We start from the raw sequence: 20798 nt of genomic DNA, 5'->3' as shown, positions 1-20798 counted from the left end.
AAAGACCAACAAGATCAGCAGCATCATTAGATTTTTTTTAAAACTTTACAGAATTAGCTTCCCAGTAATCCAATAATCTCACGCGCGGCTTCTGGAATGTTACTTCCAGGTCCATACACCGCAGAAACGCCTGCTTTTTTTAGAGCGTCATAATCCTGAGCAGGAATGACCCCTCCGCAAATAACAAGGATGTCATCGGCTTTCTCACGCTTCAATTCAGCGATCAGCTGAGGAACCAGGGTTTTATGTCCTGCCGCCTGGGTCGAAACTCCAATGACATGAACATCATTTTCTATTGCCTGCTGAGCCGCTTCCTCGGGAGTTTGGAACAATGGTCCGACATCGACATCAAAACCGATATCTGCAAAGGCTGTCGCAATAACCTTTGCCCCGCGATCATGGCCATCTTGACCGAGTTTAACAACCAGCATCCGTGGCCGACGCCCCTCTTTCTCTGCGAAACTTTCAACTTCGCTTTGAATCTGAGCAAAGTTATCATCACCCTCATATGCAGATCCATACACGCCAGATATGCTCCTGTTTACTGCCCTGTGACGACCATACACCTTTTCCAGAGCATCTGAAATTTCACCAACCGTTGCACGAAGGCGTGTCGCTTTAACTGCAAGGTCCAATAAATTCCCTGCCCCGCTTTCCGCTGCAGTGGTCAAGTCAGCCAAAGCCTTCTCACAAGCGTCATTATTGCGCGAGCTACGAATAGAGTTCAAACGCTCAATCTGTTTTTCACGAACTGCAGTATTATCGATGTCCAGGATCTCAATTTCGTCTTCCCGCTCAAGGCGGTATTTGTTCACCCCAACAACCGTTTCCTCGCAACGATCGACACGCGCTTGCTTACGAGCTGCAGCTTCTTCAATCCTCAGTTTTGGCATACCAGACTCAACTGCCTTGGTCATGCCACCCATTTCTTCAACTTCATCAATAATTTTTCGGGCTTCTTCAATCAGGCTCGCCGTCAAACTCTCGACGTAATAACTTCCCGCAAGAGGATCTACCACTTTGGTAATCCCGGTTTCTTCTTGCAGGATCAGTTGCGTATTTCGTGCAATTCTGGCTGAAAAATCTGTGGGTAGCGCGACGGCCTCATCCAAGGCATTGGTATGGAGAGACTGTGTCCCTCCCATAGCCGCGGCCATGGCTTCAACTGTTGTGCGGATAACATTGTTGTAGGGGTCCTGCTCGGTCAGGGATACCCCCGAAGTCTGACAGTGTGTCCGTAACATCAAAGATTTTGTATCTTTAGGGTCGAACATTTCTTTCATATAGTACGACCAGAGGAAACGGGCAGCACGAAGTTTAGAAGCTTCCATGAAGAAGTTCATGCCGATTGCAAAGAAAAAGCTCAACCGTGGCGCAAAGGCATCAACATTCAGCCCCTTGGCGATTGCTGTGCGAACATACTCAAGGCCATCAGCAATGGTAAAGGCCAGCTCTTGCACACAAGTAGAGCCAGCCTCTTGCATGTGATAGCCCGATATTGAGATCGAGTTAAATCGCGGCATATTTTCAGCGGTATAGGCAATAATATCGGAAACAATCCGCATAGAAGGTGTTGGTGGGAATATATAGGTATTTCGCACCATAAACTCTTTGAGGACGTCGTTTTGAATTGTACCCGACAACTTTTCCGGGCTTACCCCCTGCTCCTCAGCGGCAACGATATAGCCTGCAAGAACAGGCAACACAGCGCCGTTCATCGTCATGGAAACAGACATTTCATCCAGAGGAATGCCATCAAACAAAATCTTCATGTCTTCGACAGAGTCAATGGCAACACCAGCCTTGCCCACATCACCGACAACACGTGGATGGTCCGAATCATATCCGCGGTGCGTTGCGAGATCAAAAGCGACTGATAAGCCCTTTTGCCCTGCAGCAAGGTTTCGACGATAAAAGGCATTAGATTCTTCTGCAGTGGAAAAACCTGCATACTGACGCACGGTCCAGGGCCGTGCAGCATACATTGATCCCCGAGGACCACGGAGGAAAGGAGCAAACCCCGGGAGCGTTCCCATTGTGTCCAGATTCTCAAGGTCTTTTTCGGTATAAATCGGCTTTACGACAATACCTTCAGGGGTTTCCCAGTTTAAGCTTTCGCGTGGCTTGCCGCGAAGTTCTTTTTCGACAAGACCTTCCCAGTCAGAGATACTTTTTTTTGGGAAATCAGACATCTTCGGCCCTCCTTGCTTTCGGGATCATCGCCCGAGCATTTTTTATTTTTGTTGCTGCACAAGGTTACTGTCGCCCGCGCAGAAAATTTATTGCAGCGCAATATAAACAGGTTTTTTAAAGCGAGTCTATGCCCCTAGCAAAGGTGATAGCACCAAAACCGAAAGCGCATTATTGCAGAAAGGTCATATTTTCAACGACGGAAAATTCTTTCTCTCACGTTATACTCACCAGTAACGCTGCCAAAAGGAAAACATGATTGATGCCAGATGACAAAATTTTCCCCGAGAATAAGACTGACAACAGGGATAAAAATGCCTTTGGGAAAACGCTCGAACGTCGCCGATTTATGATGATGATGGGCGTCTTACCTGCAACGGGCTTTATTGCAGCGACCACCAAAGACGCCTGGGCTCTCAGCAATCAGGTAGAAATTACAAAAAGGGGTCAATACCGTTATATTTCCGCGAATGGTATTCCCAATCATGACACTGGTCTTTTCCCTAACAGGGGAAACCCGAACAGCATACAATCTCAACAATACAAATTCAGGGTCCCCATAACACCAAGGGTCCGATCTCGCGCCCAAGAAGTCGGCTTTAACAGCTTTGGCGTTGCCCTGAACGGAGTGCCTTTCGACCCCGCGGCAAACGAATTTTGGAAAAGAGATCGCAACTCTGGCTGGCGCTACGAAGCCATGTCAGGGAAGGTCAACCTTGGTCTGGATAAAAATAACGCTCACGTCCAACCCAACGGAGCCTATCACTATCACGGCCTTCCAACGGGATTAATCAAGAGGTGGTCTGACAGTCAACACTCCCCAATCATTGGATATGCCGCTGACGGCTTTCCTATTTACGTCCTGTATGGCCATAGAGTACCCGCTGATAATAACACCACCATAATCGCGCTGGCCTCGAGCTATAGACTTAAACCAGGATTTAGAGTTGGCAGTGGGCCAGGGGGAAAACACGACGGTACTTTTGTCCAGGATTATGAATACTTAGCTGGATCAGGCGATTTAGATGATTGTAATGGACGACAGTGCGTGACACCAGAGTATCCAGAAGGCACCTATGCTTATTTTCTAACCAGTGATTACCCCCTAATTCCACGCCTATTCCGTGGAGAGCCAGATGCCAGCTTTAAAAAGCACAGAGGAGGGCCTGGAGGAGGTCCTGGTGGTGGGCCAGGTGGCCATAGGCCAAAACCAGGCTCGGGTGGGCGCCCACCCAAACCTAGATATAAGTTATAACCAAAGCAACTTTACCACTTAAAAATTGGCATAGCTGCGACTGGATACTGACCATAGTTCTTACACAGTCCAGCTAGCTTAATCATGTCTGAAGGAGCCTTTAAGCCGTGTAAATCATCCGAGTGAATACCGCCGGCAATAAAAAGACCATGGATACCAGCTGCGTTTGCTCCTGCAATATCAGTCCTTAAGGAATCACCGACCGCCAGGACTCGTGACCCATCCTCAATACCGACCAGCTTCATGCATTCTAGATAGATATCTTGATAGGGCTTGCCGTGGTATTGGACTTTCCCGCCCATATCTTCATAATAGTGAGCAACAGCGCCAGCACAAAGTTCACGCTTCCCACCCCGGATCACTTCCAGATCAGGGTTGGCGCATACCATTGGTAAATTCTTCTCTAAAGCAGGTTTAAGAACGCTATCATATCGTTCCACGGCATCTTGAGGATCCCAAATACCCGTCAAAAGAATAAAGTCAGCCTCATCAACTTGCTCAACAAAATTGAACTCCAAGCCCTCTTTCATTCCGAGATCACGAGAGGGTCCGATCAAGTAGGCGTTCTGTCCGAGTTGCTGATAAAAAGGAAGCTTACGTTCTTTTAAATTACGCCACGTTACCTCGCCAGATGACAGAACTGCATCCGCAAGGTCACGGGCAATACCAAGTTCTTCATTTCGGACCGTTACAGATTCTGCGCGGCGTGGGGCGTTCGATAAGATAACAATTCTCTTGCCTGCAGCGCGGAGGTTCTTGAGCGCAACAACTGCCTCAGGAAAGGCCTCCATACCATCGTGCATCACGCCCCACAGGTCGATGACAAAGCCATCATAATCATCAATTACCTCTGATACGCCAGATAAGAGGGGAATGGTGCGAGGTGCAACCGCAGACATAAATAGCTCCTTGAGAATAAATTTGTTACGCCTTGTGCCACATGTGCACCAACTTGCAAAGCATGGGGATACTTTAAGAAGGCCTAGAAAGCGCTATACAACTAAGCCTTAACTTGAAAACAACTATGGCTTTGCGGGCCTTGGTTCCCCAAAGAGATATCCCTGACCATAAGCAACGTCCTGGTCGAGGACTTGAACCAAAGCTTCTTCAGTTTCAATTTTCTCAACGACAAGCTCAATAGGCAAACCACGAATTTGCTCTAACAAACGCTGTGTTTCATTCCGGTCTTGCTCAAAAAGCCAACCCTCGATCTTAAGAAACCTCACACGTCCGGATGACAGGGCTTTGAGATCCATCTTCAAGGTTGTCATCCGATCCAGTGATAAGCGGCAGCCAAGCCCCATCAAACGTTCAAGACTGAGTAGTTCACTTGCCTTTAGCTCTAAAAACTCTTGCTGTCTCAGCTCAATGATTAAATGGGGGGCGAGCTCAATATTTCCTCTGATAAATTCAACAAAATCATCAAAGAAATCGTGATCTTTTAGAGTGTGCGACGACAAATTTACAAAGAAAGAGAGATCTTCTCCCGAACGGAGTATTTTACGTATGATCTGAACACACCGAAACAACAACATATTATCGATAGCCGTAATCAACCCAGCACGAGTGGCAATGGCAACGTATTGTCCTGGCTCGATAACTTGCCCATTGGAGGTTCTTAATCGTGACAAACACTCATAAAATTTCCTTTTCCGCTGCGGCAGTGTAACCACAGGCTGGAGAAACATATCAATGCGGTCATCTCTTAAACATTGCCGAACAATAGAAAGAACTTCCGTTTCACCGAGATCACCCAGAACAGATACTTTATGCGGTTCCTGTTCCTGATCAGGCTTAGCTTCTCTTTTCTTACGCGTGTTATCATTTCGAAAATCGTCGAGAAAATCTTTCTTTGGAGAGCTTACCGGAGCACGTGGTGCCTGATGTAACTCGCCTTCTTGCTGCTTCTCCTGCTGAATAACATTGGCTTCATCATCAAAAAGACCCAGAAACGGATCTGTCAATCGCGGCATGAGTGCCTTGAGAAGATTTACCTCCGAAAGAGCATCATTGATAATATTTTGCTCATCACTGAGCTTACTGGATTTTCCCGCCGCTTCAAATGCTTCGGAAATGCCTTTTATTTCGCGACGCGTCCAAGATATCCGATCTCGCAACACAGCTTGATTGTGATGCAACGTCTCAATCTTAGCGATGGATTCCTCTTCATTGTTTCGCCGAGTTATAATTTCATGCAAGACGACCCCTGCCAAAAAGATCCACAAACCAAGCAACATGGCCCCGCCATTTTCCAGACCAGGAATATAGCTGGGACCAGCCAGAACCGCCACTAAAGCGAGGCTACAATATATTGTGACAAAGAACAGATGTTGAGTTAAATGACCCCCGGCAAAGCCGGGGGCTTAAGCGGGTGAGCCCCTTAAAGGGGCAAATTGGGAACCGCTAAAGCGGTTATGGATTGAATATATCCATTTGGTCAAAGTACTTATCACGCTCTTCTTGCGTTCTGATATACTCCCTCACCATCTGTTCATCGAGCCCTACAGTTGAGACGAAATATCCACGGGCCCAAAAATTTTCACCCTTGAAATTCCGTGCTTTATTTTTGAATTTTCGAGCTATGGCAATCGCGCTTTTTCCTTTTAGGTATCCAACGACTTTTGAAACAGCATGTTTGGGCGGTATGCTGATACACATGTGAATGTGATCCGGCATCAAATGGCCCTCCTCAATCTTACTTTCGCGATGCCCGGCCAGTTCATGGAAAATTTCACCAAGATACTGACGTAGGTTGCCATAGATAACTTTTTGCCTGCGTTTAGGGATGAAAACCACGTGGTATTTACAATCCCATCTCGTATGTGCAAGGCTTTTGTAATCTCTCATCGGCTAATTCCTTTGTTATTTTGGTCAATAAACAAAGAAATGTAAGACCGTGGGAACGGTCAAACCATTGAGAGTCCCCCGGCATAGCCGGGGGTTTACCGGATTAAATTAGTGACATATTTTTCGTTTTCACTCGGCTAAAGTATTTGGAATAATCAATGACACATGTATCTTGAGAGACCATTAACAAAAATCGCAATCGGTGCGAGATAATAACCGATTTTTCAATTAAATATAGAATACTTAACTGACATGACCTTACAAATTTTCCACAACCCACGCTGCAGTAAATCTCGCCAAACTCTTCAGATCCTACAAGATCAGAATTTGGAACCTCAAATTATAGAATATCTCAAAGTCCCCTTAACCGAAGGGTTATTAATAGAAACCCTCAACAAACTCGGGCTCAAACCAAGGGAACTCTTGCGTGAGGGGGAGAGGATTTACAAGGAACTTGGACTTATGAATCCCGATCTGAACGATCGACAACTGATCACGGCTATGATTGAAAACCCAATTTTAATCGAACGCCCTATCGTTCTATCTCACAAGGGAGCGCGTATTGGGCGCCCACCAGAAGCAGTTTTAGAAATTCTCTAACCCGTTTTTCCATATCCAACACCGAGTAACAGATGATACTTCTTCAAACTGTTACTCGGTAAAGCGGGGTTTTAATTGAGTTATATCTTTCCAATAACAATGCAGATCTTATAAGTGATCAGCACCAACAGCTTCTGACACAGAGTTAAATCCATCACGCTTAAGTAACCCTGACAGATCTTCCAGTATCTGGGTAACTCGTGGGGGGCCGAAATAAACCAGCGCCGAATACAGCTGGATCAGTGAAGCACCTGCCCTAATTTTTTGATAGGCTTGCTCTCCACTGGAGATCCCACCGACACCAATTAAAGGGATTTTCCCCTCTGTTAACTGATACATATCTGACAGCACTTTTGTGGATGCCTCAAACAACGGTGCGCCACTTAAGCCCCCACCCTCTGAACGGTGGGCACTTTTCAAACTATCAGGGCGTTCAATCGTCGTGTTGGTGATTGTCAAACCATCCAATGCAAGCTCAAGGGCCACAGCAGCGATATCTTCTTTATCTTCAGCTGTAAGATCAGGTGCAATTTTTAATACCAAAGGCGGGGCTTTATCACCCATTTCTTCACGAAGGGTTTGCTGCACCCCTGCGATCAGGACTTCCAATTCTTGTTTATCCTGCAAGGCACGCAAACCCGGTGTGTTCGGAGAAGATACATTGATCACTATATAGTCCGCAAAGCGGCATAGCTGCTTTGCGCCTTTTTTATAGTCATCAAGAGCGACGGCTGTATCTTTATTTTTTCCGAGGTTTACGCCCAACAATCCGTTCAGAGATTGTTTTCTTAATGCCGTTAAATTTTCAATGGCTGGCTCAACACCATTATTATTGAAACCCATACGGTTAATCACCGCTTTATCTTCTGAGAGCCGAAATATCCGGGGTTTTGGATTACCGGGTTGAGCCTTTGGCGTAATCGACCCCACTTCTGTAAATCCAAACCCCTGGGAAAGCATTGGCCCGACAACCTCAGCATTTTTATCAAATCCAGCAGCAAGACCAAGAGGGTTGGAGAAGTTACGCCCCCAAATACTGGTTTGGAGAACGGAATCATCAACGGACCTTTGCGAAGGAACCAACCCTTTTCTTAAGCACCATAAGGTAAAAGTATGAGCTTTTTCCGCATCAAGTAGCCGAATTAGGGGGCCGACAATTCGAAAACTATTCACAGGTTTCTCCAGTTAAATGTAATCATGAAATTGATTACAGGGGAATTAACACAGTACCTTCACTAGGACCAGACCCATAGGCTGATACGAATCAATCAACGATCAACCACTCCGGAAAATTGTGAACACCATCATTTTGCAATCGAAGTGTTGCAGTTCTTGAAATTGAAGCAATAGGTAACGCCCCATACAAATGTGGAAAAAGCTGACCTCCGCGAGAGGGCTCCCATACCAATCCATCCGCGAGGAGACTTGTATCTACTTCTAGCAAGGTTAAATGATCCTGCCCTGCCCGATGCTTTGCAACGGATGTACGAACCTGCTCTTTAGAAGAAAAGTGGATGAACCCATCCGCTTTATCCTGTGAAGATCCTTCGTAACGCCCCATCTTCAAAGCCTCATCGAACTCCTCATTTTTACAAACATGATATATGAATCGATTGTTCACTAAACTTTCCCCTCATTTATTCGCAATATGCATTGCAATTTGCAATTTGCAATTTTAATTTTTATTGCAAAATGCAACGAATTTATATTCAATTTACATTATTTTTATGGCTTTTTCTAGCTAAACCCGTAGAATCTCAAGACTTTTAGCAATCCAAGGTCGCATGCAGAAAAAGAAATACCACCTACAAACCCTGAACACCGCAGAAATCCTCAATTTTTCTCGTAACACGCGTTATTCACGCTCTAAAAGCATTTTTCAAAAATATTTTTAAACGTTTATTATCAATATGTTGCGAGGCATTTTCACACACCCGGTTCATATCCTTCAAAACTGGCACGCTCCCTGCGGTACTCATTAATAGGAAATCTATTGCGAGCTAGAATTCCTAAATAACAGGAGAAACCCATGGCACACCAAAACATGACAGCGAGCACCATCGGCAGCAGGGCATTGGCAACTGCCCTAGACGCCGTATCAGCTATGGGTCAAACGGGTCACACAATGACACCGAAATCTCCTAATACAGTGATGCTTAATTCAGCGTCGCAACGAAATGACTTAGGCGAAGATAAAATTCGGCAAATCTTCGTAGCTATGATTGAAGCAGAACAGTAACCCCCTCACGCTTTCAATCATCTAAGTCAATACAGACTATCTCTAGCCTGTGAGAGATAGCCTAAATGGCGGGAAGTCTAACTTCCCGCCATTTTTTTTATCCTCAACGCTATTATCTACACACCCAAATCTCACAAATAGTTACTCCTAGATAATATCTCTAGAGGCAACCTCTCTCCACTCTCCTGGTTTTAGATTTCCAAGCTCGAGCTTACCAATTGATTCTCGAACCAGCCGAAGTGTGGGATAACCAACTGCTGCTGTCATCCGTCGGACCTGTCTATTTTTCCCCTCAGTTAGTGTCATTCTAATCCAGGCGGTAGGTATATTCTTTCTCTCCCGGATCGGAGGAACTCTTGCTGGAAGAATGGGATCAGATTTCAACAGCTCAACCTGACAAGGTTTTGTTAGATATCCCTTGATAACCACGCCCTCGCGTAATTGCGTTAGAGCGTGCGCATCCGGCACCTTTTCAACTTGAACTAAATAACTGCGGCTGTGTCCATTCCGCGGATGAATGAGCTTATCGATAAAGGGGCCATCATTACTGAGAAGCAATAATCCCTCACTATCCTGATCAAGGCGGCCCGCAGCATAAACTCCTTTTGGCACCCCGACTTCCGTTAAAGTTCTCTGCCCCTCATCACCCGTGAACTGGCTTAACACCCCAAAGGGCTTATAGAGTGCAACATACTGCAGTTTATTTGGAGGGCTGGGCCGATCTTGATACTGAGCCTTGCTGACTCGCGCCCCTCTTCTCCCTGAATGTATTTTAGGAGATTTCTGGTTGGGAGATCGCCGTTTTGGGTTTTGTGTATTTCTCTGAGAACCTTTTTCCATCGCCACTTAATACTACAACATAAGTTAAATGACCCCCGGCAAAGCCGGGGGCTTAAGCGGGTGAGCCCCTTAAAGGGGCAAATTGGGAACCGCTAAAGCGGTTATGGATTGAATATATCCATTTGGTCAAAGTACTTATCACGCTCTTCTTGCGTTCTGATATACTCCCTCACCATCTGTTCATCGAGCCCTACAGTTGAGACGAAATATCCACGGGCCCAAAAATTTTCACCCTTGAAATTCCGTGCTTTATTTTTGAATTTTCGAGCTATGGCAATCGCGCTTTTTCCTTTTAGGTATCCAACGACTTTTGAAACAGCATGTTTGGGCGGTATGCTGATACACATGTGAATGTGATCCGGCATCAAATGGCCCTCCTCAATCTTACTTTCGCGATGCCCGGCCAGTTCATGGAAAATTTCACCAAGATACTGACGTAGGTTGCCATAGATAACTTTTTGCCTGCGTTTAGGGATGAAAACCACGTGGTATTTACAATCCCATCTCGTATGTGCAAGGCTTTTGTAATCTCTCATCGGCTAATTCCTTTGTTATTTTGGTCAATAAACAAAGAAATGTAAGACCGTGGGAACGGTCAAACCATTGAGAGTCCCCCGGCATAGCCGGGGGTTTACCGGATTAAATTACGCGTCACGTTGGTTATTTCCGATTTTTCAACCAACTTCCTCTACCCTAGGTCGAATGTTTTTCACATATATTAAGTTTTTGGTCCTATTTTTATAAAAATTAAGGTATAATTACCGATGAGTACAGGTGTCACGGATCTTAATTTCAATCTATAGGTGACTGTACAATGCTTAAACACGCAGATATTTGGCGGGCTGTAGACAGTCTAGCAACTAGAAATTCACTTTCCCCATCAGGATTAGCCAGAAAATCTGGCCTGGATCCAACAACGTTCAATAAGTCCAAAAGAATAACGCAGCAAAACAAACAACGTTGGCCAAGTACAGAATCTATTGCAAAAATACTTCTTGCCACGAATTCAACACTTGCTGAATTCGTACAGCTTATTGGTGGCGAAAGTGCAGGACTTTTGGCCCAACGCATTCCAGTACTAGATCTTTCCCAAGCGGCATCAAACGAACACTTTGATCACAACGGGCACCCCCAAGGAGCTGCTTGGGATGAAACCCTGTTTGCACATATAGACGACCCGGCAGCTTACGGTCTGGAAGTAACAGGAGATCTGTATGAGCCTATATACAGTGATGGCACCATTCTCCTCGTCTCTCCAGCCGCAGATTTGAGAAGGGGGGACAGGATAGCATTAATGACAGTAAACCATCAGATACTAATCAAGGAACTCGTGCGAAACAGTCCCTTAAAGGCAGAGCTAAAAGGCTTAACATCCGCTCAAGAAGACAGCTTATTGATGACACAGGATATTGTGTGGATCGCAAGAATTTTATGGGCAAGTCAATAATGGTCGAACTCACCCCAACCACAACCATAGAGGCACACCACTCTTAAAAATCAGCTTAAGCGTTTGTAAACCAATATTTTTACCTTTCATAAAGGCTTTTTTGTCATATTAGGTTAATATGTAACTTAAAAATTATTCATTTAATGTATACCCACTAGTAAAGTATGAGGACGTAAAAATATGGCAAAGTTGGATATGGATGGTCCACTTAAGTTGGAAGAAAAGATCATTCAAAAAGAAATTATCGGCTCTTCTCCGCTTTGTTGAGTAGAAAAAGATGCCGACCGCCAAGTAACCTGTTGATATGTATGGTTTCTGATAACTTTACATAGAGCAGGTATATGACAATCAACATCTCGCAGCATATTTTAGGCCTCAAAGGGCAACGTGTAAATGAAATTAAACTGGATGACGGCGGTGTTAAGATTGTCATTCACTGCAGCCGAGACGCGCGTAGGAGGGCTATAGACCCTGCTACAGGCCAGAAGGGAAGCATCAACCAGCATGTCCGCCGACAAGTAAACGACATCCCCCTTTTTGGGTATCCTTGTGTGGTCGAGATTGAGCTGGCGCAGGTTTATATTAACAAGGGCGAACGCCGCATTGAGGGGTGTGATTTTGTTGATAAAGGGTGCCGTTTCACTCACCGATTTTGCCGACTGATCAGTGGATTATGTCGGCATATGTCTATTCAAGCGGTTTCCAGACATTTGGATATACGATGGGAAACGGTCAAGAATATCGACAGGGCATACCTTATTGAAACTCTCCCTACGCTTGATCCTGCAGAGCTAACTGGCTTGGAATATATTGGTGTAGATGAAGTTGCCCGGGCGAAAGGTCATGACTACATGACGGTGGTCTACGATATGGTTGGCGGTCATCTGATCTGGGTTGAAGCAGGCCGAACTGCCGAGGTTTTTTCAAGGTTTTTGAAACAACTGCAACCAGATACAGCCTGCAAAATAAAGGCCGTAGCGATGGATATGGGGCCTGCCTACCAAAAGGCTGTCAGAGAGTCCTTGCCGTTGGCCGACATAGTATTTGACCGTTTCCACGTCATGAAAAACTACAGCAAAGCTATCCATAATCAGCGTCGACTTGAGTTCAGAAAGGCCGATCCAAGTGGTAAAGAGTTGATGAAAGGGACACATTATCTGTTGCTCAAAAATGCGGATAAGTTGAGTGAAAAACAAAGTGACAAGCTGCAAAGGTTGCTGGAGAGCAATAGCAACCTGAATGCACTTTACGTCTTGAAAGAACAGCTTCAGCTGCTGTGGAGTGCCGCTTCATTTGAGGCGATGGCGGAGCAACTGGAACGTTGGTGCCTGATAGCAGATCAGTCACAGATGCTCTATCTAAAAAAGTTCGCGAAATCCCTACGGAAACATTGTGTGGGCATCTGCAACTACGCCAAACACAAGCTCACAAGCGCCAGGATAGAGGCTGGTAATGTCAGTATAGGAATGATCCGTAAGCGAGCCAGAGGCATCAAGGATACCGAATACTTCAAACTCAAAATTAGACAATCATCCATTCCAGATAATCAATCTATGCTCTATTTGAAATCCTAAATCTACTCAACAAAGCGGAGAAGTGCCAAATTATCCAACCTATGCCGGGCTCATTTGCGCTCGGACATCTCGGATCGGACCGAAGCTTCGAAGTTCTCTACGTAGGATACGCCGAAACCACCGTTCAAGAAGCACTGCTAAATTGCTTAAAAAAACGTATTGGGCAAGGCGGTTTCATGGACAAGCTGACTGGCAAAAATAAAATTAATGCTTTTAAATACAGCTTTGCGAACTCGGTAGAGGCTTGTTTTCACAAAACATGTAAAAACTTCCATGAATTTGGTGGCTTAAAGGCATTAAATAATAAAGAACACCCTCGCCCTCCCAAAGGTACTGACTGGGTGTGCAGCAGATGCACAGAAGAATTAACAGCCTCATTCAAAATGAAAACGGGATAAGTCCCCCATACAGATTAGAATCAAAAAGCCCGGATACCCGGGCTTTTTTTTGCGTCTTTAATCGACGGGCTTAAGCAGACAGATCTTCGCCGGCCAGTGCTTTTTCGATTAAAGATATACTTTCATCTAAGCCATAAAGCGCAAAGAAGGTCCCCATGCGCGGTCCTTGAGATTGGCCCAAAAGAACTTCGTACAGGCACTTAAACCAGTTACGCAGATTCTCAAACTCATGCTTCTTGCCAATGCTGTAAACTTCGGTCTGAATATCTTCTGCATTCACCCCAGATTCCATGCCCTTCAAAACAGATAATAGATCTTCCAGAGCGCCGCGTTCTTGATCATCAGGCGCGCGATATTTAAGTGTAGGCTTCACGAAATCCTGGTAATAGCGAACAGCATAACCGACAAGGTGGTCAAGAAACGGTGTTGTCTCGGGAGAAGCATCTGGAGCATAGCGTTTAATAAACGCCCACAATCGCGCGCTATCACTAGCATTACAAACGCTGGCAAGATTTAGCAAAATGCCAAACGAGATTGCTGTTCTCTCGGACGGAATCTCTCCTGTATGAATATGCCAGGCCGGGTTTTCAAACAGCTTATCATCTTCTTGATCAGCGGATTTGTCACGAAAAGTCAGATAGTCATCAACCATGCGGGGGATGACATCAAAATATAATTTTTTAGCTGTTCTTGGCTTGTTGTACATAAACAGGGCCAAGCTTTCCTGAGGAGCATAGGTCAACCACTCCTCCATGGACAATCCATTCCCTTTGGACTTGGAGATTTTTTGTCCGGCTTCATCAAGGAACAGCTCATAAGTAAAGGTTTCAGGCCCCTTACTTCCAAGAACATTATGAATCTTCTTACCCAGTTTTACTGAATCAATCAGATCCTTCCCAGCCATTTCATAATCAACATCCAAAGCATATTGGCGCATTGCCCAATCCGGTTTCCACTGCAATTTACAATGGCCACCAGTCACAGGTACTTCGACCAGATCTCCATCTTCATCACGAAAGACAACAGACCCGTTCTCGGCTTTGGTTTCCAAGATTGGAACTTGCAACACTTTACCTGTTTTCGGGCAAATCGGCATGAAGGGGCTGTAGGTTGCTTGCCGCTCCTTACCGAGTGTTGGCAGCATTACGTTCATAACTTTATCGTAGTTTGCAAGAATCTCTAAAAGTGCCTCATCAAACTGACCCGATTTATAAATCTCGGTTGAGGACAGAAAATCGTATTGAAAACCAAAACTATCGAGGAACTGACGCAAGCGCGTGTTGTTATGCTCCCCAAGACTACCATATTCGTTAAACGGATCAGGAACCTTGGACAGAGGTTGGCCAATGTTTTCTGCCAACATCTCTTTATTCGGGAGATTATCCGGCACTTTACGAAATCCGTCGAGATCATCGGAAAAGCAAAAGAGCTTGGTCGGGATATCACAAAGTTGCTCAAACGCGTTACGAACCATTGTCGTACGTGCAACTTCTCCAAAGGTTCCGATATGAGGCAAGCCCGAGGGGCCATAGCCCGTTTGAAAGAGTACATATCCCTTTTTTGGTGTCTTCCCACCTACACGAGCCAATACTTTGCGCGCTTCTTCAAACGGCCATGCTTTTGCCTGCATAGCAAGTTCCTGGTGGTTAGACATTTTTTTATCCCTCAAGGGCTGCTGTTTTGATTTAATAAAATTCTATCTGGCACATACCAAAGATAGCCAATGGAGGGGAAATTAGGCTCAGGAAAGCCTCACGTCAACAAAGACGATAAAAGCGAGGGTATTATTGATGTTTTAACAGGAATGTTCGCCGCTTGTTCTTTTTCGATAGCCATAACTGAAGACCCCTTTTATAAGAAAGAAGAAATTCAATCATTTTGCGACGAAACAAGAGACCCTAAACCCAAAGAAAATGGCCACGGATCCCCACATACCAAAACAAGCTGATAAGAAGCAGCCCGAAGCGATAATGATGCCCAACGCACCATTGTTGCTTTCAGGGATGCGTTTTTCTGTGTGGATCAGTCCCGATGGCGAAGTTGAAAGGCTCACCAATGCTGAAGCCGCCAGGCGCGTAACCCTAGAACCTCCTTTTGTCTGTCACGCCCGATCAACCGCTCAACGACTGGGGATTGATCCATTCCCATGCTATGACTTGCTCGAGCTCATAGCTTTTGTTCGTCCTTCTTCCGCCTGCACTCCGACACCCCGTGGCCTCGCCTCTTTCATTGGAGCCCCCGAACCCACATCAATAGAAGGTGCCGCATTAATCTTGCATCAAACTGCCGAGCTTCTTCTTCGCGAGCAGGCCTCGAAAGGAAGACAGTTTGATCCTTATGCAGCAGACATCGCCAGAACAATGATGATGGCAGGGTGGCTCTGGGGGCCATCGATTTTATCTGCGATGCACGAACAAGATATCCACTCTCCGGCCTTAAAACCCGGGCGCGGTCTTCGCATATGGGAACGGCTTGAAGAATGGAGCGATCACGCACCAGAAGATCCCCCACGCAACCAGTCCGTTAAGCCAGAAGATGCGCGGCGACGCCTTGCCGAGTTACTTGGCGAAGAATCCGAAGCACGCCTGCAACAAGTGGACTATACCTCTGCCGTCTCCAGCGCCTTTGCCCCGAGAGATATATCCGGCGAACCAAATATCGTTCTTGCCGAAGCAGGTACGGGTGTCGGCAAGACCCTGGGATACATTGCCCCTGCCAGCATCTGGTCAGAAAAGAATGGCGCCCCGATTTGGATCTCTACTTTCACACGAAATCTACAGACCCAAATAGATAGCGAACTTAACCGCCTCTTCCCCGAGCGACATGAAAAAGCCAAACGGGTTGTTATTCGGAAGGGTCGCGAAAATTACCTTTGCCTGCTTAACCTAGAAGAAGCCACTCAAGCTCTCATGAGCCGCCCCAACGATGCCATTGCCATTGGCCTTATGGCGCGGTGGGCTTCACGCACGCGAAACGGCGATATGGTTGGGGGTGATTTTCCTGGATGGCTTGCTGATTTAGTCGGCCGCGGCCGAACTCTCGGCCTTACTGATCGCCGTGGCGAGTGTATCTATTCGGGTTGTCCACACTACAGTCGTTGCTATATTGAACGCAATATTCGCAAAGCCAAACGAGCTAATATTGTCGTCGCTAATCATGCTCTCGTCATGATACAGGCCGCCATGGGCGGAGGGCGCGACGAAGGTTCCCTGCCAAGTCATTACGTTTTTGATGAAGGCCACCATCTTTTCGACGCGGCAGATGCGGCCTTCTCCGCCCATCTTACCGCACAGGAAAGCCAGGAACTCAGACGATGGATTTCCGGTGTTGAAACGGGCTCGACAAGGTCTGCCAGCCGTGCTCGGGGTCTCAAAAAACGTTTGGAAGATCTGATTGCAACAGACGACAGAACCCGGGACTTGGTTACAGAAACTGTTCACGCAGCCCGACATCTAACAGGTGATGGTTGGGTCAACCGAATGGAGGACAACCAGCCCACAGGCCCTATGGAGACTTTTCTCAGCCATCTACGTGATCAGGTCTACGCCAGAACTGATCACGAGAATTCACCCTATAGTCTGGAAGCTGAAACCAAACCAACCATTCCCGGGTTGATCGAATCCGCAATAGAACTCAGATCAGCCTTAGAAGAATTATTGGAACCCATAAAAAATCTGCGACGCAGACTTGAACAACGCCTCGACAATGAAGCCGATGAGTTGGACAGTGATACCCGAAGGCGTATAGAGGCCGCCTGTAAAAGTTTAGAACAACGTGGCAGCAATCAGGTTCAGGCCTGGGTATCCATGCTCAGCTCCTTGGAAGAAGAAACTCCAGAAGACTTTACAGACTGGTTTTCTGTCGAACGTGCGGCCGGTAAGGATCTGGATGTTGGGTTACATAGGCACTGGATTGATCCAACAAAGCCGCTGGCCAACACGCTGCTGTCACAAGCCCATGGTACGGTGATCACCTCAGCAACCCTGACAGAGGGAAGCGGAAGCGAAGAAAGCGATTGGATCGGCGCCGAACGACGTAGCGGTGCAGCCTTTGTCCCCGGCACCCCTGTGCGTGCCAGATTTAAATCCCCCTATGATTATGTTGAACAGACCCGGGTTTTCATTATCAATGATGTCCGCAAAGACGATATGGATCAGGTCTCAGCAGCCTATCGCGAACTCTTCCTCGCCTCTCAGGGCGGGGCTCTTGGCCTCTTTACCGCCATATCAAGATTGCGAGCTGTTCATCAGAAAATGGGCCCTGAGTTAGACCGTGCGGGGCTCACTCTTTACAGCCAACACGTTGATAATTTAGACACTTCAACCCTTATTGATATCTTCCGGGCAGAGCGGAACTCTTCACTTCTCGGCACTGATGCGGTTCGTGATGGCGTCGACGTCCCGGGTGATTCACTTCGCTTGATCGTTTTTGATCGCGTTCCCTGGCCACGTCCAACCATCCAACATCGTTCCCGAAAGGAACACTTTGGTGGTAATCGTTACAACGACAGCCAAACCCGGTTAAAGTTAAAGCAGGCCTTCGGCCGCCTTATCAGGCGAGAAAATGACCGCGGGATCTTCGTCCTCCTTGACCCTATGATGCCCTCTCGTCTCCAAAATGCTTTCCCCGAAGGCGTATCCATTCAAAAAGTGGGCTTGGCAGAAGCAGTGAGAGAAGTGAAAGGTTTCTTTGATACTCAAACAAAGGAATCCATAAAAACCAAAAACTGAAAATAAATCAGTTGAGATAAAATTCGCATAAACCCTGATGTATTCTGGTATTTTCGAACATTATGTCGTTCCTTGTTTTTTTTGCTTGCAAAAGCAAATCAGGAAGCATAAACCATCACTCGTTCGGGGAGTAGCGCAGCCTGGTAGCGCATCTGGTTTGGGACCAGAGGGTCGGAGGTTCGAATCCTCTCTCCCCGACCAATCTTCTCAAAAGGAAGATTGACCACAGAGACCGCCTTGTGCGGTCTTTTGTCATTCTAGGGCACATTCACCCCATATTTCCCCAAGATTCTGCAGAAGACTTTCATTGTAACCTTACAATCATTCTCTCAAAATTCTTCATCTATACGACATCCAAAACCAAGAGTAGGCTAGCCACAGTTTCTTCGTATTGAGTGGTGATACCATGTCATTAGATCTTTGGCTTCTTTTTGTGCCCGCAGCCTTTGCAATTAACATATTACCTGGCCCTAACAATATGCTCGCCATGACAAATGGACTTCGCTATGGATTGTTCTACGCCATGAAGGGGGGATTGGGCCGGTTACTGGCCTTTGTCATCCTTATCCTTCTTACAGCTACAGGGCTCGGGGCCATTCTTGCAGCTTCAGCCACAGCCTTTTATGTACTCAAAGTCGTTGGCGCGCTCTATCTGGTTTATTTAGGTTATCGGCTTTGGCGGGCAAAGCCTGAAAAAATTGAAGACCCAACCCTCAAACCATCCGAAAAAGTCTCGAGCTATAAAATCATCCGCCAAGAGTTTCTAGTCGCGATCAGCAATCCGAAAGCCATTCTGGTTTTCACGGCATTTTTCCCTCAATTTCTCGTTGCCGAAAGCCCGATGCTTTCACAATTTACGACCATGGGAATAACCTTTATCGTGTTGGAAATTATCGCCCTGTTTCTCTACGCAATCTCAGGAAAACAACTCGCATTCCTGACAAGAACGACCAAGGGACAAAAGATAATGAACCGCGCGAGTGGAACTCTGCTCATTGGTGCGGGCGGGTTATTGGCGACTTCGAGCTAAAGCTTCTGCTCCAATAAATAGTAACGCCGGAAAGATTACCTTCCCGGCGTTATAAAATTCGCAAAGTTCCTTTCTAAGATGCTTTGCTTGTCCTGTATTTTTTAATCTCACCGGTACGAATTCGAGACATATAACCTTCTAATTCCCGCTTCACCACTGGCGTCAAAACGTAGAGGCCCAAGATATTCGGCACACAAATCAAGAAGACCAAAGCGTCTGAGATATCTAGGATTGGCCCAAGTTGCACGACACAGCCAAGCGCGACAAAAGCACAAAAGATCAGCTTATACACGGTCTGACCAAGCGGCGCTTCGCCAAAAAGATATGTCCACCCCTTCAGGCCATAATAAGACCAGGAAATCATGGTTGAGAAAGCAAACAACATACCTGCAAAAGCCAAGGGTATCGGAAACCAGGAAATCTGAGTTTCAAAAGCGGCAGATGTCATGGCAATACCTGTTGCATCTCCGGCAAACCCTGGGTTCGCAACAGCTGAAGTCCCAATAACCAATGCCGTAATCGTACAAATAACGATGGTATCGATAAAAGGCTCCAAAAGAGAGACCACACCTTCGGTAATAGGCTCGCTGGTTTTCACAGCTGAGTGCGCAATAGAGGCTGAACCAATACCAGCTTCGTTAGAAAAGACGGCCCGTTGAAAACCGATTATCAACGCCCCGAGAGCACCACCAGCAACACCCTCACCTGTGAAAGCTCCGGTAAAGATATTTGCTATGGCTTCGGGCAGTGCAGCACCGTTCATAAAGATAACGATAAGTGCAAAGAAGCAATAGAACACAGCCATAAAGGGAACGATTTTTTCAGTCACAGCCGCAATGGATTTAATACCGCCAACGATAACCAGAAAAACAACAGCAGCCATTGCCAACCCGACTAACCAACCGAGATCATCAAACATTCCGCCAGTAACGGTATTTAACTGAACGTAAGCCTGGTTCGATTGGAACATGTTCCCAATGCCCAGAGCACCGATAAAAATCCCGATCGCGTAGAAAGTCCCAAGGAATTTCCCAAAACCCGCCATATTACGATCGGCAAATCCTCTGCGTAGATAGTACATCGGGCCACCGGAAACAGATCCATCACTGTTTTCATTTCGGTATTTCACCCCGAGGGTACATTCAACAAACTTGGTCGACATTCCCAGAAAGCCAGCAACTATCAACCAAAAGGTCGCCCCAGGCCCACCAACGGTAACAGCCACGGCCACACCACCAATATTACCAATACCAACGGTACCGGATACGGCTGTTGCCAAGGCCTGGAAGTGAGTGACTTCTCCAGCGTCATTGGGATTTGAATAATCCCCTCTTACCAATTCAATCGCGTGTTTGAAGCCCCAGATATTCACAAAACCCATGCGAAGGGTAAAGAACACAGCCCCAACCACCAGCCAAAGAACCACCAAAGGTAGGTCTGCACCAAATACTGTAATTTTAAAAAAGACAAATGCGCTGATTGCAGAAGCAATCGGAGCAGTTGCAGCGTTTATAGTCTCATCGATACCAGCCCACGCCAACTGTGGCATCAGCACCAACACACTCAGTAAACATAATAATCTCGGCATAAGACATGCCCCCTGTATTTTGTTTATGTAATTAACGTTTGTCCCTCTGATTCTTTTGAT

General features: G+C 46.3%; 19 protein-coding genes and 1 tRNA gene. 10 read left to right on the top strand and 10 right to left on the bottom strand.

All coding sequences use genetic code 11. The features are described from left to right. Positions 1–53 precede the first annotated feature (53 nt). On the bottom strand, positions 54–2192 hold the full coding sequence (gene scpA / locus ACOGW3_RS16750; protein ID WP_419904025.1) for a methylmalonyl-CoA mutase: 2139 nt from the start codon (positions 2190–2192) through the stop codon (positions 54–56). A gap of 260 nt (positions 2193–2452) precedes the next feature. On the opposite strand from scpA, the gene ACOGW3_RS16745 reads away from it, so the two are divergent. Then, positions 2453–3445, top strand: a complete 993-nt coding sequence (locus tag ACOGW3_RS16745; RefSeq protein ID WP_419904024.1) for a YHYH protein — start codon at positions 2453–2455, stop codon at positions 3443–3445. An 11-nt stretch (positions 3446–3456) separates the two neighbouring features. On the opposite strand, the gene ACOGW3_RS16740 is transcribed toward ACOGW3_RS16745, so the two are convergent. From ACOGW3_RS16740 to tnpA (ACOGW3_RS16730), 3 genes are all read right to left on the bottom strand, one after another. Beyond that, positions 3457–4344, bottom strand: coding sequence for a TIGR01459 family HAD-type hydrolase (locus tag ACOGW3_RS16740; RefSeq protein ID WP_419904023.1), 888 nt, complete (start codon positions 4342–4344; stop codon positions 3457–3459). A gap of 123 nt (positions 4345–4467) precedes the next feature. Then, on the bottom strand, positions 4468–5682 hold the full coding sequence (locus tag ACOGW3_RS16735; protein WP_419904022.1) for an EAL domain-containing protein: 1215 nt from the start codon (positions 5680–5682) through the stop codon (positions 4468–4470). A gap of 175 nt (positions 5683–5857) precedes the next feature. After that, entirely contained in the window at positions 5858–6292 is a 435-nt protein-coding gene (gene tnpA / locus ACOGW3_RS16730; RefSeq protein WP_419901154.1) for an IS200/IS605 family transposase, read from the bottom strand. 252 nt (positions 6293–6544) lie between these two features. On the opposite strand from tnpA (ACOGW3_RS16730), the gene arsC reads away from it, so the two are divergent. Beyond that, the gene (gene arsC, locus ACOGW3_RS16725; RefSeq protein ID WP_419904021.1) at positions 6545–6892 is read left to right on the top strand and encodes an arsenate reductase (glutaredoxin); all 348 of its coding nucleotides are present in this window, start codon (positions 6545–6547) and stop codon (positions 6890–6892) included. A 108-nt stretch (positions 6893–7000) separates the two neighbouring features. On the opposite strand, the gene ACOGW3_RS16720 is transcribed toward arsC, so the two are convergent. Next, positions 7001–8065, bottom strand: a complete 1065-nt coding sequence (locus ACOGW3_RS16720; protein WP_419904020.1) for a quinone-dependent dihydroorotate dehydrogenase — start codon at positions 8063–8065, stop codon at positions 7001–7003. Between the two features lie 91 nt (positions 8066–8156). Then, positions 8157–8513, bottom strand: coding sequence for a DUF952 domain-containing protein (locus tag ACOGW3_RS16715; protein ID WP_419904019.1), 357 nt, complete (start codon positions 8511–8513; stop codon positions 8157–8159). A gap of 408 nt (positions 8514–8921) precedes the next feature. Here ACOGW3_RS16715 and ACOGW3_RS16710 point away from each other — a divergent pair, with 408 nt between their 5' ends. After that, a complete protein-coding gene (locus ACOGW3_RS16710; protein WP_419904018.1) occupies positions 8922–9131 on the top strand; it encodes a hypothetical protein in 210 nt (69 codons plus the stop codon). A 147-nt stretch (positions 9132–9278) separates the two neighbouring features. On the opposite strand, the gene ACOGW3_RS16705 is transcribed toward ACOGW3_RS16710, so the two are convergent. Together ACOGW3_RS16705 and tnpA (ACOGW3_RS16700) are read right to left on the bottom strand one after the other, a co-directional pair. Further along, on the bottom strand, positions 9279–9971 hold the full coding sequence (locus ACOGW3_RS16705) for a pseudouridine synthase (RefSeq protein WP_419904017.1): 693 nt from the start codon (positions 9969–9971) through the stop codon (positions 9279–9281). Positions 9972–10072: 101 nt separating this feature from the next. After that, a complete protein-coding gene (gene tnpA / locus ACOGW3_RS16700) occupies positions 10073–10507 on the bottom strand; it encodes an IS200/IS605 family transposase (protein WP_419901154.1) in 435 nt (144 codons plus the stop codon). A gap of 278 nt (positions 10508–10785) precedes the next feature. On the opposite strand from tnpA (ACOGW3_RS16700), the gene ACOGW3_RS16695 reads away from it, so the two are divergent. The 3 genes from ACOGW3_RS16695 to ACOGW3_RS16685 all read left to right on the top strand — a co-directional run bounded on the left by ACOGW3_RS16695 (position 10786) and on the right by ACOGW3_RS16685 (position 13390). Continuing rightward, on the top strand, positions 10786–11418 hold the full coding sequence (locus ACOGW3_RS16695) for a S24 family peptidase (protein WP_419904016.1): 633 nt from the start codon (positions 10786–10788) through the stop codon (positions 11416–11418). 341 nt (positions 11419–11759) lie between these two features. Further along, the gene (locus ACOGW3_RS16690) at positions 11760–12992 is read left to right on the top strand and encodes an ISL3 family transposase (protein ID WP_419901077.1); all 1233 of its coding nucleotides are present in this window, start codon (positions 11760–11762) and stop codon (positions 12990–12992) included. A gap of 176 nt (positions 12993–13168) precedes the next feature. Continuing rightward, positions 13169–13390, top strand: coding sequence for a hypothetical protein (locus tag ACOGW3_RS16685; RefSeq protein ID WP_419904015.1), 222 nt, complete (start codon positions 13169–13171; stop codon positions 13388–13390). A gap of 70 nt (positions 13391–13460) precedes the next feature. Here ACOGW3_RS16685 and ACOGW3_RS16680 read toward each other — a convergent pair whose 3' ends face one another. Beyond that, a complete protein-coding gene (locus tag ACOGW3_RS16680) occupies positions 13461–15044 on the bottom strand; it encodes a lysine--tRNA ligase (RefSeq protein WP_419904014.1) in 1584 nt (527 codons plus the stop codon). Positions 15045–15113: 69 nt separating this feature from the next. Here ACOGW3_RS16680 and ACOGW3_RS16675 point away from each other — a divergent pair, with 69 nt between their 5' ends. The 4 genes from ACOGW3_RS16675 to ACOGW3_RS16660 all read left to right on the top strand — a co-directional run bounded on the left by ACOGW3_RS16675 (position 15114) and on the right by ACOGW3_RS16660 (position 19150). Further along, complete coding sequence (locus ACOGW3_RS16675; protein WP_419904013.1) at positions 15114–15338, top strand: hypothetical protein; 225 nt, start codon at positions 15114–15116, stop codon at positions 15336–15338. Further along, positions 15304–18120, top strand: a complete 2817-nt coding sequence (locus ACOGW3_RS16670) for an ATP-dependent DNA helicase (protein WP_419904012.1) — start codon at positions 15304–15306, stop codon at positions 18118–18120. Before ACOGW3_RS16675 ends, ACOGW3_RS16670 begins: the two co-directional genes overlap by 35 nt. 124 nt (positions 18121–18244) lie before the next feature. Beyond that, positions 18245–18321 (top strand) — tRNA-Pro (locus ACOGW3_RS16665). 205 nt (positions 18322–18526) lie between these two features. After that, positions 18527–19150 carry a LysE family translocator gene (locus ACOGW3_RS16660; protein WP_419904011.1) on the top strand — a complete coding sequence of 208 codons (624 nt, stop codon included), beginning with the start codon at positions 18527–18529 and terminating at the stop codon, positions 19148–19150. 73 nt (positions 19151–19223) lie between these two features. Here the strand turns inward: ACOGW3_RS16660 and ACOGW3_RS16655 are convergent, their stop codons facing one another. Next, positions 19224–20738 carry an alanine/glycine:cation symporter family protein gene (locus tag ACOGW3_RS16655; RefSeq protein ID WP_419904010.1) on the bottom strand — a complete coding sequence of 505 codons (1515 nt, stop codon included), beginning with the start codon at positions 20736–20738 and terminating at the stop codon, positions 19224–19226. Between the last annotated feature and the right edge of the window lie 60 nt (positions 20739–20798).

The organism is Kiloniella sp. (assembly GCF_965205715.1).
Taxonomy (GTDB): domain Bacteria; phylum Pseudomonadota; class Alphaproteobacteria; order Kiloniellales; family Kiloniellaceae; genus Kiloniella.
This window is presented reverse-complemented; position numbering and strand designations above follow the sequence as displayed.

Bases quoted from the DNA above. Each gene is read 5' to 3' on its own strand.
- tnpA (WP_419901154.1), bottom strand. From the start codon at position 6,292: ATGAGAGATTACAAAAGCCTTGCACATACGAGATGGGATTGTAAATAC.
- ACOGW3_RS16685 (WP_419904015.1), top strand. From the start codon at position 13,169: ATGGACAAGCTGACTGGCAAAAATAAAATTAATGCTTTTAAATACAGC.
- ACOGW3_RS16670 (WP_419904012.1), top strand. From the start codon at position 15,304: ATGGCCACGGATCCCCACATACCAAAACAAGCTGATAAGAAGCAGCCC.
- ACOGW3_RS16705 (WP_419904017.1), bottom strand. From the start codon at position 9,971: ATGGAAAAAGGTTCTCAGAGAAATACACAAAACCCAAAACGGCGATCT.
- scpA (WP_419904025.1), bottom strand. From the start codon at position 2,192: ATGTCTGATTTCCCAAAAAAAAGTATCTCTGACTGGGAAGGTCTTGTC.
- ACOGW3_RS16690 (WP_419901077.1), top strand. From the start codon at position 11,760: ATGACAATCAACATCTCGCAGCATATTTTAGGCCTCAAAGGGCAACGT.
- ACOGW3_RS16675 (WP_419904013.1), top strand. From the start codon at position 15,114: ATGGAGGGGAAATTAGGCTCAGGAAAGCCTCACGTCAACAAAGACGAT.
- tnpA (WP_419901154.1), bottom strand. From the start codon at position 10,507: ATGAGAGATTACAAAAGCCTTGCACATACGAGATGGGATTGTAAATAC.
- ACOGW3_RS16695 (WP_419904016.1), top strand. From the start codon at position 10,786: ATGCTTAAACACGCAGATATTTGGCGGGCTGTAGACAGTCTAGCAACT.
- ACOGW3_RS16710 (WP_419904018.1), top strand. From the start codon at position 8,922: ATGGCACACCAAAACATGACAGCGAGCACCATCGGCAGCAGGGCATTG.
- arsC (WP_419904021.1), top strand. From the start codon at position 6,545: ATGACCTTACAAATTTTCCACAACCCACGCTGCAGTAAATCTCGCCAA.
- ACOGW3_RS16740 (WP_419904023.1), bottom strand. From the start codon at position 4,344: ATGTCTGCGGTTGCACCTCGCACCATTCCCCTCTTATCTGGCGTATCA.
- ACOGW3_RS16745 (WP_419904024.1), top strand. From the start codon at position 2,453: ATGCCAGATGACAAAATTTTCCCCGAGAATAAGACTGACAACAGGGAT.
- ACOGW3_RS16655 (WP_419904010.1), bottom strand. From the start codon at position 20,738: ATGCCGAGATTATTATGTTTACTGAGTGTGTTGGTGCTGATGCCACAG.
- ACOGW3_RS16660 (WP_419904011.1), top strand. From the start codon at position 18,527: ATGTCATTAGATCTTTGGCTTCTTTTTGTGCCCGCAGCCTTTGCAATT.
- ACOGW3_RS16735 (WP_419904022.1), bottom strand. From the start codon at position 5,682: ATGTTGCTTGGTTTGTGGATCTTTTTGGCAGGGGTCGTCTTGCATGAA.
- ACOGW3_RS16680 (WP_419904014.1), bottom strand. From the start codon at position 15,044: ATGTCTAACCACCAGGAACTTGCTATGCAGGCAAAAGCATGGCCGTTT.